The 13,493-nt window shown below is 68.9% G+C and carries 11 protein-coding genes; 5 read left to right on the plus strand and 6 right to left on the minus strand.

All coding sequences use genetic code 11. From position 1 onward, the window contains the following. The first annotated feature begins 207 nt into the window (after positions 1-207). Both D7V88_RS08120 and D7V88_RS08125 read left to right on the plus strand, forming a co-directional pair. Entirely contained in the window at positions 208-984 is a 777-nt protein-coding gene (locus D7V88_RS08120) for a hypothetical protein (RefSeq protein WP_120540034.1), read from the plus strand. Further along, complete coding sequence (locus tag D7V88_RS08125) at positions 981-3,155, plus strand: hypothetical protein (RefSeq protein WP_120540035.1); 2,175 nt, start codon at positions 981-983, stop codon at positions 3,153-3,155. The genes D7V88_RS08120 and D7V88_RS08125 overlap by 4 nt, the downstream gene beginning before the upstream one ends. Here the strand turns inward: D7V88_RS08125 and D7V88_RS08130 are convergent. Beyond that, positions 3,149-4,087 (minus strand): AraC family transcriptional regulator, encoded by a 939-nt coding sequence (locus D7V88_RS08130; RefSeq protein WP_120540036.1) that lies wholly within the window; start codon positions 4,085-4,087, stop codon positions 3,149-3,151. The genes D7V88_RS08125 and D7V88_RS08130 overlap by 7 nt on opposite strands. 84 nt (positions 4,088-4,171) lie before the next feature. On the opposite strand from D7V88_RS08130, the gene D7V88_RS08135 reads away from it, so the two are divergent. Together D7V88_RS08135 and D7V88_RS08140 are read left to right on the plus strand one after the other, a co-directional pair. After that, a complete protein-coding gene (locus D7V88_RS08135; RefSeq protein ID WP_158625033.1) occupies positions 4,172-5,596 on the plus strand; it encodes an alpha/beta fold hydrolase in 1,425 nt (474 codons plus the stop codon). Positions 5,597-5,801: 205 nt separating this feature from the next. Continuing rightward, positions 5,802-7,859: an aldolase/citrate lyase family protein gene (locus D7V88_RS08140; protein ID WP_158625034.1), complete on the plus strand. Its 2,058-nt coding sequence runs from the start codon at positions 5,802-5,804 to the stop codon at positions 7,857-7,859. Here the strand turns inward: D7V88_RS08140 and D7V88_RS08145 are convergent. The 3 genes from D7V88_RS08145 to D7V88_RS08155 all read right to left on the minus strand — a co-directional run bounded on the left by D7V88_RS08145 (position 7,856) and on the right by D7V88_RS08155 (position 10,099). Next, the gene (locus D7V88_RS08145) at positions 7,856-8,197 is read right to left on the minus strand and encodes a protealysin inhibitor emfourin (protein ID WP_120540039.1); all 342 of its coding nucleotides are present in this window, start codon (positions 8,195-8,197) and stop codon (positions 7,856-7,858) included. The two genes, D7V88_RS08140 and D7V88_RS08145, sit on opposite strands and share 4 nt — an antisense overlap. Positions 8,198-8,235: 38 nt before the next feature. Beyond that, entirely contained in the window at positions 8,236-9,396 is a 1,161-nt protein-coding gene (locus tag D7V88_RS08150; RefSeq protein ID WP_120540040.1) for a M4 family metallopeptidase, read from the minus strand. A gap of 157 nt (positions 9,397-9,553) precedes the next feature. After that, positions 9,554-10,099 (minus strand): DUF3592 domain-containing protein, encoded by a 546-nt coding sequence (locus D7V88_RS08155; protein ID WP_158625035.1) that lies wholly within the window; start codon positions 10,097-10,099, stop codon positions 9,554-9,556. A 417-nt stretch (positions 10,100-10,516) separates the two neighbouring features. Between D7V88_RS08155 and D7V88_RS08160 the strand changes: the two genes are divergently transcribed. Then, positions 10,517-11,716 carry a hypothetical protein gene (locus tag D7V88_RS08160; protein ID WP_120540042.1) on the plus strand — a complete coding sequence of 400 codons (1,200 nt, stop codon included), beginning with the start codon at positions 10,517-10,519 and terminating at the stop codon, positions 11,714-11,716. Positions 11,717-11,799: 83 nt separating this feature from the next. On the opposite strand, the gene D7V88_RS08165 is transcribed toward D7V88_RS08160, so the two are convergent. Both D7V88_RS08165 and D7V88_RS08170 read right to left on the minus strand, forming a co-directional pair. Then, complete coding sequence (locus D7V88_RS08165) at positions 11,800-12,357, minus strand: ester cyclase (RefSeq protein ID WP_120540043.1); 558 nt, start codon at positions 12,355-12,357, stop codon at positions 11,800-11,802. A gap of 32 nt (positions 12,358-12,389) precedes the next feature. Continuing rightward, positions 12,390-13,493: an MBL fold metallo-hydrolase gene (locus D7V88_RS08170; protein WP_120540044.1), complete on the minus strand. Its 1,104-nt coding sequence runs from the start codon at positions 13,491-13,493 to the stop codon at positions 12,390-12,392.

Genomic DNA, 13,493 nt, shown 5'->3' on the forward strand with positions numbered 1-13,493 from the left:
AGCTCGGGGGCGCCGCGGGGGCTGATGCCCGCGAAGCCCCAGGGGGAGCCTCCTTGCCAGCCCGGTTGCGTCGAACCTGACGGAACCCGGAAGGGTCACCAGCACCCCGTGGACAGACGCTCCCGGTGCATGGGCCGGTGGCGTGGGGATTGCTAAATGTCACCGCGAAGCCCGGGCATGCCTCCCGGGTGAGGCACCCCAGCCGCGATGACCTCCGAACCTCCCATCCACAGCGTGTCCCCGGCGCCACGACGTGGCCTGCTGGCCGCGGCCTTCCTCGCGCTCCTGTGCGTGCCGCTGTCCCCGCCTGAAGCGGCCCCACCGCCCCGGCTGGTCCTCTGGGCCTGGGAGCGGCCAGAAGACCTCCGCTTCCTCGCCGGACGGCCCGTGGACGTGGCCTTCCTGCTGACGACGCTCGACCTCACCGACACGGACGTGCACGCGCACCCCCGCCGGCAGCCGCTCCGGCTCCCGCCGGGCATCCCGCTGAAGGCCACCGTGCGCCTCCAGATGCTCCCGGGGGCCTCGCTCGCGCGCTTCAGTCCCGAGCGCCTGCGCGCGCTGTCCGAACGCCTGGCGGCCCTGGTGCGGCGTCCGGATGTCACGTCGCTCCAGCTCGACTTCGACGTGCGCGCGTCGGAACACGACGCCTACGTCTCGCTGCTCCAGGACCTGCGCGGGCGCCTTCCTTCGGGCATGCCCCTGTCCATCACCGGGCTGGCGTCATGGTGCGCGCCAGGAAGCTGGATCACCCGCGCGCCGGTGGACGAAGTGGTGCCGCAGCTCTTCCGCCTGGGCGCGGAGGCTCCCATCTGGCGGGCCCGTTTCGCGCGCGGGCTGCCCCCTCCGTGCGCGGGCAGCATGGGCCTGGCGATGGATGAGTGGCAGGCCGTGCCTCCCGGTGTTTCGACCCTCTACCTCTTCAACCCCCACCCGTGGACGCAGTCCGCGTTCGCGCGAGCCGTGGCGGAGACGCAATCATGAAGTCAGCATTCGTGGGTCTCGTCGGCCTCGCGGTCCTCCTGCCCTCCGCCGTCGCGGTGGCGTGTGGCGGCGGCGACGAATCCAGCTACGACGACACGGCGCATCCCGACGTCTCCCATGAGGCCTTCGCCGCCGGGCGACTGGGATTGCTGCGGGGAAGCCTCCGCACCAGGTACCTCGTCTACTCCTGGCGCACGATGATGGGCATTCCCACCACCCCCGACGAACAGAAGCACGTGGTGGAAGGCTGGAGGAATGTCATCCAGGGCGCCCCCCACCAGGTCGCGGAGTGGGGAAGCCAGCAGTGGACCGCCGCCCGGAGCGAGGTCGTTCCCCAGCGGGAGGCAGCCCGGTTGCAGTTCGTCCTGGAGAATAACTACGCGGAGATCTCCCGCATCCACGCGGATGCCTTCGTCCGGGCCGCGAGCACCGCCCGGGTGCTCGCGAAGGAGTGGAAGTCGCGTCCGGCGCTGCTGGAGGAGTGGGTCCGCAACCAGGACGTCGTCTTCGGCGAATGCGGCTCCCTGATGGAGTCGACTCCGGGAATCGAGATGGGACTGAAGCCCCGCGAAAAGAAGCGGCGCCAGTCCGAGCGTGCCTACCAGGAGGCGGCCTCGCTCTTCTACTGCAACAACTTCGACGCGGCGGCTGCCGCCTTCCAGGCCATCGCGGACGCGTCCGACTCGCCCTACCGCGCCCTGGGCGCCTACCTTGTGGCGCGCACCGCCGTGCGCCGTGCGCTGTTCGAGCAGCACCCCGAGTCATCGTCCTACGAGCGGAAGGTGACGGACGCCGACCGTGAGCGCTTCGCCCTGGCGGACCAAGCCATCGCGAAGGTGCTCGCGGATCCGAAACTGCGCGAGGTCCATGGGCCCGCCCGCCGCCTCCAGAGCCTCGTGCGCACCCGTCTGGATGCGCAGGCCTGGAACTGCGAGCTGCTGACCCGGGTGCTCGAACCGGGAACGGGGTCCGGGTTGAGCGCGCAGTTGGGCGACCTTCCGAACGAGTCCCTGGATGGGAGTACCTGTTCCGCGCTCCCGCCGCCCGCGGCCGAACTCGTCGAGTGGTTCCAGTCGATGAAGTCCTTCGGGACCGAGGAGAACACCCGGGCTCCGCTCCAGGCCGCCGCCGTGGCCCACTGGAGGAAGACCGCGCACCTGCCCTGGCTCGTCGCGGCGCTGATGCTGTCCCGCGCGGATTCGCCGGGACTGCCGCAGTTGCTGGCGGACGCGGAGAAGGTGCCGCTGGCCTCATCGGCGGGCCTGACCCTCGCGTACCACTCCGTGCACCTGCTGCGTGAGCGAGGGGACCTCCCGGCGGCGCGTGCCCGGCTCGACGCGATTCCGCGGCCTCCCGCGGGGGAGATGCCCTACTTGAGCGCCCTCCTGCGCATGGAGCGCTTCGACCTGGCCCAGAACTGGGAGGAGGTGCTCCAGACCACCACAGTGGAATATCCCCAGCCGACCGGTCCCGTGATCGTGGGGCTGTCGGAGAACGCGTGGCGCCTCGAGTCCCGGCTCACGGCGCGAAAGCTGAAGGCCTGGAGCGAAACGGTTCCCCAGGACTCCGCGCTGCGTCGGCGGCTGGCGTGGAACGCCTTCGGCCTGGCCTGCGTCGTGGGTGATGACGAAACGCTCCAGGCGGTGGCGACCTCGCTGGCGGGGACAGAACCCCTGGCCCGCGCGGAGCTCCTGGCCATCGTCGGACGGCCCACGCCCGAGGAGCGGCTCTTCGACGCGCGCTTCCTCCTGATGGGACTGCCCGCGGTGTCCGCGCGACTGACGTATGGGCGCGACATCACCACGTCCCCGACGTACGACCTGACCGAGGACATCCGGCGCGGCGCCAACGGGTGGTGCGCGGTGCAAAAGGAGGTTCCTGTCACTCCGCCGTTCTCTTTCGAAACTCCCGAGGAGCGGGCGGCCGCCGCGGCGGAATGGAAGGCCCTGACCGAAGCGGGCGGTGCGGTGGCCTTCCACTCGCGCGTGGCGCTCGCCTGGGCCCAGGCGCACCCCAAGGACCCGCGCTCTCCCATCGCCCTCTTCCGCGCGGTGCGCGCGAGCAAGAACGGCTGCGGTCAGAACACCCCCGAAGCCCGGAAGGCCTTCTCCTACCTCCACAAGCACTACGGCAAGACGGAGTGGGCGAAGAAGGTCCGCTACGTCTATTGAGGCCCGCCCGGCGGGGGACGGAGCTGGCGGCGGTATTCGCCGGGCGTCTTGCCGACGTGGCGTTTGAAGGCCTTTCCGAAGGCGCTGTCCGTTTCATATCCGACCGCTTCCGCGATGGTCGTCAGGGATGCGTCGGGGTTCGCCATCAACCGGCTGGCGGTGTGCATCCGCCAGCCCGTGAGGTACGTCAGCGGGCTCTCGCCGATGACCTTCTGGAAACGCTCCGCGAACGTCGAGCGCGACATGCTGGCGAGCTTCGCCATGGACTCCACCGTCCAGGGATGTCGGGGCCGTTCATGCAATTGCTGGAGGACCCTGCCCAGTTGAGGATCCTCCAGGGCCCGGAGCCATCCCCCCTTCTCTGCGGGGAATGCTTCGACGTGCGCGCGCAGGGCGTGGATGAACAGCACGTCGGCCAGCCGGGTGGCGACGATTTCGTGTCCGGGGCGTCCCGCCTCCATCTCCGATGCGACCAACTGGATGATGGATTCCACCCACCGCGTGGAGCCCATGCCATCCGCCTTGATGTGCAGCACGCGGGGCAGGCCCGCGAGGAGCCGGTCGAGCCATGTCCCCGCGAACCCGAAGCTGAAGGAGATGAGGGTCGTCCGCGGCCCGTCTCCTCCGTGCCGCAGGACGCCGCCGCACCGGGCGCCCTGGGCCTCGTAGATTCCAGGCAGGGGCTGCGTGCGCGTCCGGGGTGAGTCCCGGAGCAGGTGCGGTGCGTTGCCCAGGATGAAGACCCAGTCGCCCGTGGCCAGGGCGATGCGCTGACCTTCGACCTCCAGCCAGCAGCTTCCGCGCGACACCGCGTGGAAGAAGCCCGGGTGTCCCAGATCGAGCTTGAGTCCCCAGGGGGCGCTCAGCTCCAGCCGGCCATACACCTCGGTCTTCAATTCAAGGCTGCGGAGCGAATCCGTCAGAACGTCCATTCATCCCTCCCGGCCGGACGATTGAACCAGAAAAGCGGAGGTTCGCACATGGGGCGTCCGGGCTCGCGGGGCTATCCATGGGGCATGACCCTCGTTCAAACCACGGACGTTTCCAGGACGCAGGCACCGGGGGCGCTCGCCCTGATCCGGGCCGGGTGGGCCGCTTCGGTCTGCGTCGTCTTGCTCGCCACGCTTGCCACCCATGCCGCGCCGCACGTCCGGGGCATCGGCTTCTTCCCGGTGCTTCGCTACGCGGTCGTGACACCCGCGTGCGTCCTCGTCGCGGTCGCAGCGGCCTTCCTGTACCGGGCGCTCCTGGGACGTTCCTCGCGACCGCGCGCCACGCTGGCGGCGGCGCTGGTGGGACTGGCGTCGGTGGTGCTGGTGGTGATGGCGGCGGAGGGACCTCCCGGCCTCGTCGCGGCGGCCCTTCCGGCCGTGTTGGGTGTCGCTGTCGCGCTGGCCCTGCTCATCCCGCGCTTCGCTGCGCGGCCCCGCCGCTCGCGCGTCGGAACCGCCGTGCTCATCGTCTTCGGCGCGCTCGAACTTCTCGGTGTGGCTCTGGCGCTCTCAAGCGAACGGGGCGTGCCACGCGGCGCGGGAGGGCTTGCCTTCGACATCCCACGCGAGCTGTTCGACGCCGACTCCCGGTTCATCACGCTGCCGAGCGGCGCCCGGGTCCACTATGTGGATGAAGGGGAGGGCGAGACGCTGCTCTTCCTGCACGGCAATCCGGCCTGGTCGTTCCAGTGGAGGGAGCTCATCCGGGGGCTTCGGGGTTCGTATCGTTGTATCGCGCTCGACTACCCCGGCTTCGGTCTGTCGGAGGCACCCGCCGGATTTGGTTTCACCCCGCGCGAGCAGAGTCGGGTCGTGGAGGAGTTCATGGAGCGCCTTCACTTGCGTGACGTGACCCTGGTCATGCAGGACTGGGGCGGTCCCGTGGGGCTCGGCCTCGCGGGGCGACATCCCGAAAGGGTGCGGCAGGTCATCCTCGGAAGCACGTGGGCATGGCCCACGAACACGCGTGAGCCTCGCGGCATCTTCTCGGTCATCGCGGGTGGACCGGTGGGCGAGTTCGTGCAGGTGAACTTCAACGGCTTCGCCGCGTTCGGCCTCCAGAACGGCGTGGTCCGCGAGCTGCCTCCCGACGTCCTCGACACCTATCTGCGCCCGTTCCATTCCCTGGATCGCCGTGGCATCGCGGCGTTCTATCCGGGGAGGATCACCGGCGACGCGGAGTACTTCGCGGAGGTCGAAGCCGGCCTCCCGCGTCTGGCGGACAAGAAGGCGCTGCTGCTCTGGGCGCTCCAGGACCAGGGCTTTCCCCGGGCCGACCTCGAACGATTCCAGCGGACCTTCCCGCGTCACAGGACCGTGGAGTTGCCCGAGGCGAATCATTTCTTCTTCGAGGACACTTCAGCCCAGGTGGTGTCGGAAATCCGAGCGTTCATGTCTCCAACTCCGTCCGTCCATCACGACCCGGGAGGGGCGACCGCGACACAATGAAGACAATCACATTCTTGATATTCAAGCGTGGCGGTCATTCGTGACTTCGAGCGCGTAACAATTCAAGTGTGCAGCGCGGTGATGACATGGCGGAGATCCAATCGGGAGTCGCTCCCTCAATCTAGCGGGTGACTGGCTCCCAGAGGATTTCCCCATGAAAGAAGTGTCTCGTCTTCCGCGCCCGCCTTCGGGCTGGCGAAGTCTGTTGTTCATTCCCCAATTCGCGTTCACCCGCGCCGCGCGGTTGTCCGCGGATTGCTTCGTCCTGGACCTGCAGGACGCCGTGCCGCTGGCCGCCAAGGCCGCCGCGCGTGCTGGCGTCATCGAAGCACTGAGGGGAGGGCTCTTCGACGGACGTCCCGTGGTCGTCCGGATCAACGAAGCGGACCTCCCTGAATTGCATGCCGCCGACCTGGAGGCGTGCGTGGGGCTGCCCGGCCTGACGGCGCTGATGCCGACGATGACCCACGGGCCGGAGGAACTGGATGCGCTGCACGAGCGCGTGGCCGCGCTGGAGCTCGCCCGGGGCCTGCCTCGGGGACACACCCGCTTCCTGCCGCTGCTGGAGACCCCCGCGGCCGTCCTGGAGGCGCGGCGGATGGCGCTCGCGGGCGGCGGGCGCAACCTGGGCGTGATGCTCGGGCATGGGGACCTCTTCCGGTTCACCGGCGCGACCGCGCACGCGGAGCTCACGCTCAGCCATCCCCGGAGCCAGGTCGTCATGGCGGCCCGGGCGGCGGGCATTGAACCCTTCGACACGCCCTACACGCACGTGGGGGACCGCATCGGGCTGGAGGCGCACGCCCGCGAGGGGCGCCTGCATGGCTTCACGGGCAAGTGCTGCCTGCACTCGGATCAGCTCGAGACCGTGAACCGTTGCATGACGCCACCGGCCGCCGAACTGGCCTGGGCCCGTCGGGTGACGCAGGCTCAAAGACAAGGCACGCTGTCCACGCTGACGCGCAAGGTGCCAGGACTCGCCGCGCCAGGGGCCAGTGAGGCTCCGGGGCCCTCCTCGGTGAACGAGGGAATGGCCATCGTGGAGGGACAGCTCATTGGCCCGCCCCACCTGAAGGCGGCGCACCGGATGCTCGCGCTCGCGCCACCCCTGGACCCGGTCGCGGATGAAAATCAGGTCGTGGTGGGACGCCGGGTCTCACACGCGCTCGAACGCCCGCCGACGCTCGACGACCTCCTGCCCAACCCCTACGAGATGACGGCGACCGCCGGGATGCGCGATCTCTGGGTCCAGTGCTTCTACTCACACGACCGCATCGTGACGAGCGCCCCCTTCGCGGCCCGGCTCGGGCTCACCGCGCCCGGCACCCTGCCGCTGCCCTTCATGATGGGCCTCTACCTGGCGTGCTGCATGTCGAGCACCCACGGCGCCATCTACCACCTGGGTTTCCGCAACGCGCGCCAGCACGCGCCGCTGCGGGTGGGGGACACTTACCGCCAGGAGATCCAGGTCCGGCGGGTGCGCAACACGGGCGACGGGAAGCGCGCCGTCGTGACGACCCACCGTCGGCTCATTCGCGTGGGCGACGAGGTTCCCGTCTTCACGCTCGACAAGCGCGAACTCTACCACCGCCAGCCGGAGTCCTTCGAACCCTCGCCCGCAGCCGCACGGATGGAGGAGGAGGAGCGTTCGCGAGCCCAGGCGTTCCGGACGACGCTCACGCAACGGGCCCAGGACGTGCTGCCGCGCGCGGAGGTGGGCGCCATGCCGTCCTTCGATGCGGGAGCGCTGCTGCTGCACGGCTTCGCGAGGCCGCTCGGCATCACCGCCAACCTCGCGCTTTCGACCCAGCTCCTGGTGACCCATCCCATCCACCTGGACCACCACCGCTTCGATTTGGGACACGGCAGGGGCGTGGTGGTGAGCGGTGGGCTCGTCGTGTCCATGACGCTGGCCGCGGCCGCGAGGGACCTGCACGAGGTCCTCTGGGAGGAACTGCTCGCCGCGGACAACATCCGTCCCGTGGCGCCCACGCAGACCGTGGGGGCCCTCTCGTATGTGCTCTCACGTGCTCCCGTCGAGGGCATGGACGGGCTGGAGGAACTGGTCGTGAAGACGCTCGGCGTGCTGGACCTCACGCCGTCGGCGGAGCTGGCGGACGTGCCGCTCCCACGGGCGCTCTTCACCTTCGAGAGCGAGCGGCCCTCGGCCTACGATGAGTTCTGCCGGCAGCACGGCCTCCAGGCCCTGGAGGGGCGCGTGGTGTGCGTCGCCACGCGTCGCATCGTGCGCATCCGTGCCTAGCGATTGACGGTGTTCGGGGGCGCACGGGCCGCCGTGCGCTCCACCTGCTTGAGCAGGTCCAGGAGGGCGCGCAGGGAGGCGTCCTCCACGGGCTCAAGCAACTGGACGGAGTGGCGGCGTCCCCCCTCCTCGATGGTGAGCGTGTAGCGGGTTTGATCCGCCGCCCCCTTCGAAGCGGTGCCCACGCGGGCGGGCCGCTCGAAGAAGGAGGCGGCCTGGACGCTCCGGGTGATGGCCTCCGCCTGCGCGGGAGGCAGGTCCGCCAGGTTGAACAGACGGGGTCTGTTGAGGCCTGGAATGAAGGCGACCCCTCCCTCCCGCTTGAGCTCGATGCGCATCTCACGCTCCCGGACGCCCGACGGGGCGCCCCGTGGTTTCAGGCATTGGGGCGGCGCGACGGCTTCGAGGCCGGGACGCCCTGCTGCGGCGGGATGAAGGCCACGGAGACCTTCTCGCGGGTGACCGGGATGCCCACCTGGTTCCAGGCGTCGCGGACCGCGGTGTCCTCGGCCCCGCCTTCGCCGTAGAGCCGGGCGGCGGCCATCAACGTGACGCGCGCGAAGCGGGCGAAGCCGCAGTCGGGCCGCAGGCGCGTGTCGCGCAGCGCCTCGTACCAGATGTGGCCGGCCTTCTCCCAGGCGTAGCCCCCCAACTGCGTGGCCAGCAGGAAGAAGGCCCGGTTGGGAATGCCGGAGTTGATGTGCACGCCGCCGTTGTCCTCCCAGGTCCTGACGAAGTCGCGCATGTGGCCGGGCTGTGGGTCCTTGCCCAGCACCGGGTCGTCGTAGGCGGTCCCCGGGGCCTTCATGGAGCGCAGCGCCTTGCCCTGGACCCCGTCGGCCAGGAGTCCCGCGCCAATGAGCCAGTCGGCCTTGTCCGCCGTCTGGTTGAGGAATTTCTGCTTCACGAGCGAGCCGAAGACGTCGGACATGGACTCGTTGAGGGCTCCCGCCTGGCGGAAGTACACCAGCGGGCCTTCGTCCTCCGTCATGCCGTGCGCGAGCTCGTGCCCGATGATGTCGATGGCGATGGTGAAGCGGTTGAAGAGGTCCCCACCTCCGTCCCCGAAGACCATGCGCTGGCCGTCCCAGAAGGCGTTGTCGTAGTTCGTGCCGTAATGGACGTGGGCGTTGAGCCGCATGCCACTGTCGTCAATGGAATTGCGTCCGTAGACCTCCCAGAGCAGGTCATACGTGGCGCCCAATCCATCGTAGGCCTCGTCGACGGCGACATCGCCGGTGGCGCCCTGTCCCTCGCTGCGCGCCAGCGTGCCGGGGAAGGTCTCCTGCCCTTGCAGGTCGTAGATGGAGCGGTGGCACTGCGACTCGGCCATCATTCCCGAGATGATCCGGGATGGGGCCCGCTGGGCCGTCTGGGTCGAGGCGAAGCGCAGGCTCCGGAACGTGCTGTCCACGGCGGCGGTGTGCAGGGCCGCAGCGCGCTGGGGACCGGTGCCATTCTGCGCGACCGACCTCAGGAGGTAGGGCGGAAGGATGCAGTGCAGGGAATGCCGGTGGTGCCCTCTTGGATGAAACATGGTCGTGTCTCCGTTGGGGTGTCTCTCCTGAAGCTAGGAACGGCCCCCCTCGCGCAAGTGGCGGGTGGACAGCGCAAGGCTTCGTCGTTCCCAGGCAAGACGCGTGGGCGCCCCTGCCGCCGGTCCTCGGCCTGGGCGCCCCCTCACGGGGGCCGTCTCATCCCCCGTGAGAGCCGGACACGGCGGCGCGGCGCCGGGAGCTCAGGAACAGCACCAGCAGGCCACCCCAGCCCAGCACCGCGGAAACGAACGCCACCGTGGAGGCCAGCGTGAAGCCGGCCGCTCCGCCGACCTCCACTTCCAGCAGGCTGTCCTCGGGGGAGCGCGGGTTGTAGTGCACCTGCACGGGACTGCCCACCGGGTAGCGCGCCAGGTATTGCTTCAGCTCCTGACTGGGTTCGTCGTTCACGTGCGCGCTCTCCAACCGGGGCGCGTTGGACAGGCGCTCGCCAATGTAGGGCTGGCCCTCCACTTCGTAGGCGTAACGGGGCTTCACCTGCCAATACGCCTGCGCCGAGCGTGAGGTACTCCTGCCGCCGCCAGGCCCGGTCCCCACGGAGATCGCGAGCATCCGCCCCGTCACCGTCGGGCGCGCCAGGTAGACCTTCTCCGACTCATGGAGTCGCACCGCGAGGTAGCCCAGGAACACGCCGAAGAAGGCGCCCACCGTGCCGAGTGCCTTCAGGGAGGTGCGCAGCCACATGGTCGGGGAGCCTCGGGAGCACCGTAACATGTGCCCTTGCGGCCCCTTCCGCGCCTGGTGACCAGGCAGCCAGGAGGCGCGCCTGCGCTGTACTGGACGCCCCGCACTGCGCACCGCGTCGGCCCGTAAACCCTCGGGATCCGAAGGCGATCGTTGGTGACTTGGCGAAGGGTCAGCCATCAATTCTATCGTGGGCACAATCAGGTGTTTAAGGGGCTATAGGGTATTCCAGTTAACGGGCATTGATGCCCCTGGGGGTCACCATGTCGAAGGAAGATCGGTGAGGGCAGGCCTGGCGTTTCCGCGCCCAAGCAGCAGCCCACGAATGACAAGGCGGCGACGAAGACCGTCTCCGCGCAGCAGCTCGCCAACCTGTTTGGTTCACTCACGAGTTCCTCCGCGTCGCCTGCGAAGCCCGTGACGGCGACGAGCGCGAAGCAGGCGATGGTCGCCACGCCCGCGATGAGCGCGGCGCTGGCCCAGCCGATGGTGGCGACCCGGGAGGTCCTGCCCAACCTGCTGGCGCCTCTGACCGACCCGAAGATGAACGAGTGCTTCGACAAGGCCTTCAACGAGGTCTACCAGGGCACGAAGCTCCCCAGCGGCAAGGAGCGAACGGAGATGTTGGCCTTCGCGACGAAGCTGCGGGAGAAGCAGCCGGACATCACGGCGGCGGACCTCCGCGAAGCCCTGGTGGGTGAGCTGCGCAAGCGGCGCGACGGCGGGGGCGTGGTCACCCCGGCGAAGATCCAGAAGTACGTGGAGGAGGCGGTCAGTTGGACGGCCACCTGCTACGAGGGCGGGGCGCGCAGCGCGACGCCCTCGGAGATGGCCGAGTGGACGGCCTTCGCGAATCAGCAGATGAAGGACAACCCGGAGACGACGCCGGATCAGCTCTCCGCCGCCATCATGGACGCCGTGCGCAACAAGGCCACGGGCATGTCCGCGGGCGCGAGCGGCAAGGTCAACGTCGACAAGTTCATCCAGGACGCGGTGAGCTGGTCCTCCAATGTCTACCAGGGGGGCTCGCGTTCCGCGACGTCGGCGGAGCTCCAGAAGTGGCGGGCCTTCGCGGACAAGACGATGGCGGACAATCCGGACATGACGTCCGCGCAGTTGCAGGCGGCCATCCAGGACGCGGTGCGCGACGAGGTGACGGGCGTGTCGTCGGGTTCGGGCGGCGCCAACCTGGACAAGATCATCAACGACGCGGTGAGCTGGGCGGCCAAGGTCTACCAGGGGGGCGAGCGCGGCGCGACGCCGGCGGAGCTCACGAAGTGGAAGGAGTTCGCCAACAAGAAGCTGGCGGACAACCCGGGCATGACGCCCTCGCAGCTCTCCAGCGCCATCCAGGACGCGGTGCGCGACGACATGCGCGGCGTGGGAGGCCCGGCGGAGTCGGCCCCGCTCGAGCGGTTCGTGAAGGACGCCTTCAAGTGGGTGTTCGAGCTGTACATGAACCAGCCCACGGACAAGCCGCGTGAGCCCACGGCGCGGGAGATCCGCGACTGGTCCAACTACGCCAAGGAACAGCTCAAGAAGAATCCCGACCTCACGGCCGAGGATCTGCAGTCCGTCATCCAGGACGGCCTGCGCAGGGCCCTGGGCAACATGTAGTCACGCCCGGAAAGGAGGGGGGGCCGCGAAGCCCCCCTCCTGGCCCGCGGCGAGGTGTGGCTGGCCCCGTTGCCGCAGGTGCTTCAGCTCCGGGGCTGCTGGGTGGGAGTCCAGGGCGCGGTCTCGGTCAGGATGGGCTCTGGCTTGCCGCTGGACATCGCCAGGAGCCCCTTGATGCACTGGACGGCGCGCAACCAGTTCTTCGGGTTCTTCATGTCCAGCCCCCCGATGAGCTGCTTGAGGATGCTGAGCGTGTCGAAGTAGACGCGCTCGCAGACCAGCGTCTCGTTCGCGTCGAAGATGAAGTACCCCGTCATTCGCGCCCGGAACCGGTTCCCCGTGGGCGGGATCTTTCCCAGCGGGCCCAGGTGGGTGCCCTTCAGCCAGAACTCCACGATGACGGCGTCGTCGCTGTGCCGCAGCGCGATGATTTCGTGGTCCTGATCCGGGAAGGCGATGCGGGTGTCGCGGTAGTAGTCGCGCACCGCGCTGTTGCCGTCGTGCACCGTCAGGGTGGGGATCAGCTCGTAGTGCGGATGCGGGAAGGTCGCCAGGACGTCGTCCCAGTCCTGCCTCACCTCGTCGTGGAAATGGTCCAACACCAACTTCTCACGTGCCTGGCGTACCTGTTCGGTGATCACGTTTGTCTCTTCCTGAAGAGGGGGCGCTGCGGTCAGCGACGGTGATGAATGGCCCGGTGGCTGAACGTGGGGGCCGTGCCGGGATGGGTCCAGGCGGCGGTCAGCTCGCTGGAGGGAAAGAACTGGAGGAAGCGCTCATCCACCTGGGACCGGTCGACCAGCGTCTTTTCGAGGACCAGCGAGTTGTACTGCTCCGCCGTGTTCTCGAGGGAGTTGGCGTTGAGGATGACCTCCTGCTGCCAGGTGCGCGCCCACCGAGCGAGTCCAGGCAGCCGGGAGTGCTCCGGAGTCAGGCACTCCGCCGCGATGGCATTCTCACTGCTGGCCCAGATGCCGGTGGAGGTGTTCAGGACGAGCGTCTGGTTTCCGAAGACGTGACCCGGCGTGGGAATCACCGCGACCCCTGGCCCCAGGATGCGCCCACCTGTCAGCGCGAGGAATGCGTCGGGCCGGATGTCCTTGAACGTCCCGGCCTGGTACCACGGCTGCTGCAGGGGATGCAGGTCCGCCATCGCGGCGAGCTCATCGCTTTGGACGATGACCCTGGCGTTGGGGAAGCGGGGTGTCACACCGCCGCCCAGGTCCTCCTGCGGCGCCGTCGTCCCCACCCAGCGCCTCAAGTCCTGGGTGTGCAGATGGTCGAACAGGAGGTAGTCGACGTCCTCCGGAGCGATTCCCAGCCGCGACAGATGGTCCAGCACCGTGCTGTGTTCCTTCAGCACGAGTGACTGGAGCGGCGAGGGGACGCGCGCGCCGAGCGCCGCGAAGTATGGCGTCTTGCGGCCGAGCTCGAAATCGCTCGGCTCGAAGAGGAGCACGCGCTGCCTGCCATCGCTTTCGCGCCAGCGGATGACCAGCATGCGATTGGTGATGGACAGGAAGGGCGCGACCGCCGTGCTGGCGCGGAACAGTCCGAACTTCGTGGGGTAGGGCAGCGTGACCAGCTCACAGGTGTCCACGCTGTCGGGCGTCCCCGTCGACGCGAACGCCGCGCGGAAGTCCGTGGCCCGCGTCCTCGCCCAGCGCAGCCTGGCGCCGGGACCTCCCGGAACGCGCTCCATGCCGTCGAAGGTGTCGATGTGCGTGCCAATCATTGGCATGTCCGTGACATCGGATTCCCGCCAGCCAGGTCGCAT

Source organism: Corallococcus terminator (assembly GCF_003611635.1).
GTDB lineage: Bacteria > Myxococcota > Myxococcia > Myxococcales > Myxococcaceae > Corallococcus > Corallococcus terminator.

Coding starts and splice junctions, on each gene's coding strand:
- D7V88_RS08150 (WP_120540040.1), bottom strand. CDS start 9,396: ATGTTTCATCCAAGAGGGCACCACCGGCATTCCCTGCACTGCATCCTT.
- D7V88_RS08135 (WP_158625033.1), top strand. CDS start 4,172: ATGACCCTCGTTCAAACCACGGACGTTTCCAGGACGCAGGCACCGGGG.
- D7V88_RS08120 (WP_120540034.1), top strand. CDS start 208: ATGACCTCCGAACCTCCCATCCACAGCGTGTCCCCGGCGCCACGACGT.
- D7V88_RS08130 (WP_120540036.1), bottom strand. CDS start 4,087: ATGGACGTTCTGACGGATTCGCTCCGCAGCCTTGAATTGAAGACCGAG.
- D7V88_RS08145 (WP_120540039.1), bottom strand. CDS start 8,197: ATGCGCATCGAGCTCAAGCGGGAGGGAGGGGTCGCCTTCATTCCAGGC.
- D7V88_RS08155 (WP_158625035.1), bottom strand. CDS start 10,099: ATGTGGCTGCGCACCTCCCTGAAGGCACTCGGCACGGTGGGCGCCTTC.
- D7V88_RS08170 (WP_120540044.1), bottom strand. CDS start 13,493: ATGCGACCTGGCTGGCGGGAATCCGATGTCACGGACATGCCAATGATT.
- D7V88_RS08125 (WP_120540035.1), top strand. CDS start 981: ATGAAGTCAGCATTCGTGGGTCTCGTCGGCCTCGCGGTCCTCCTGCCC.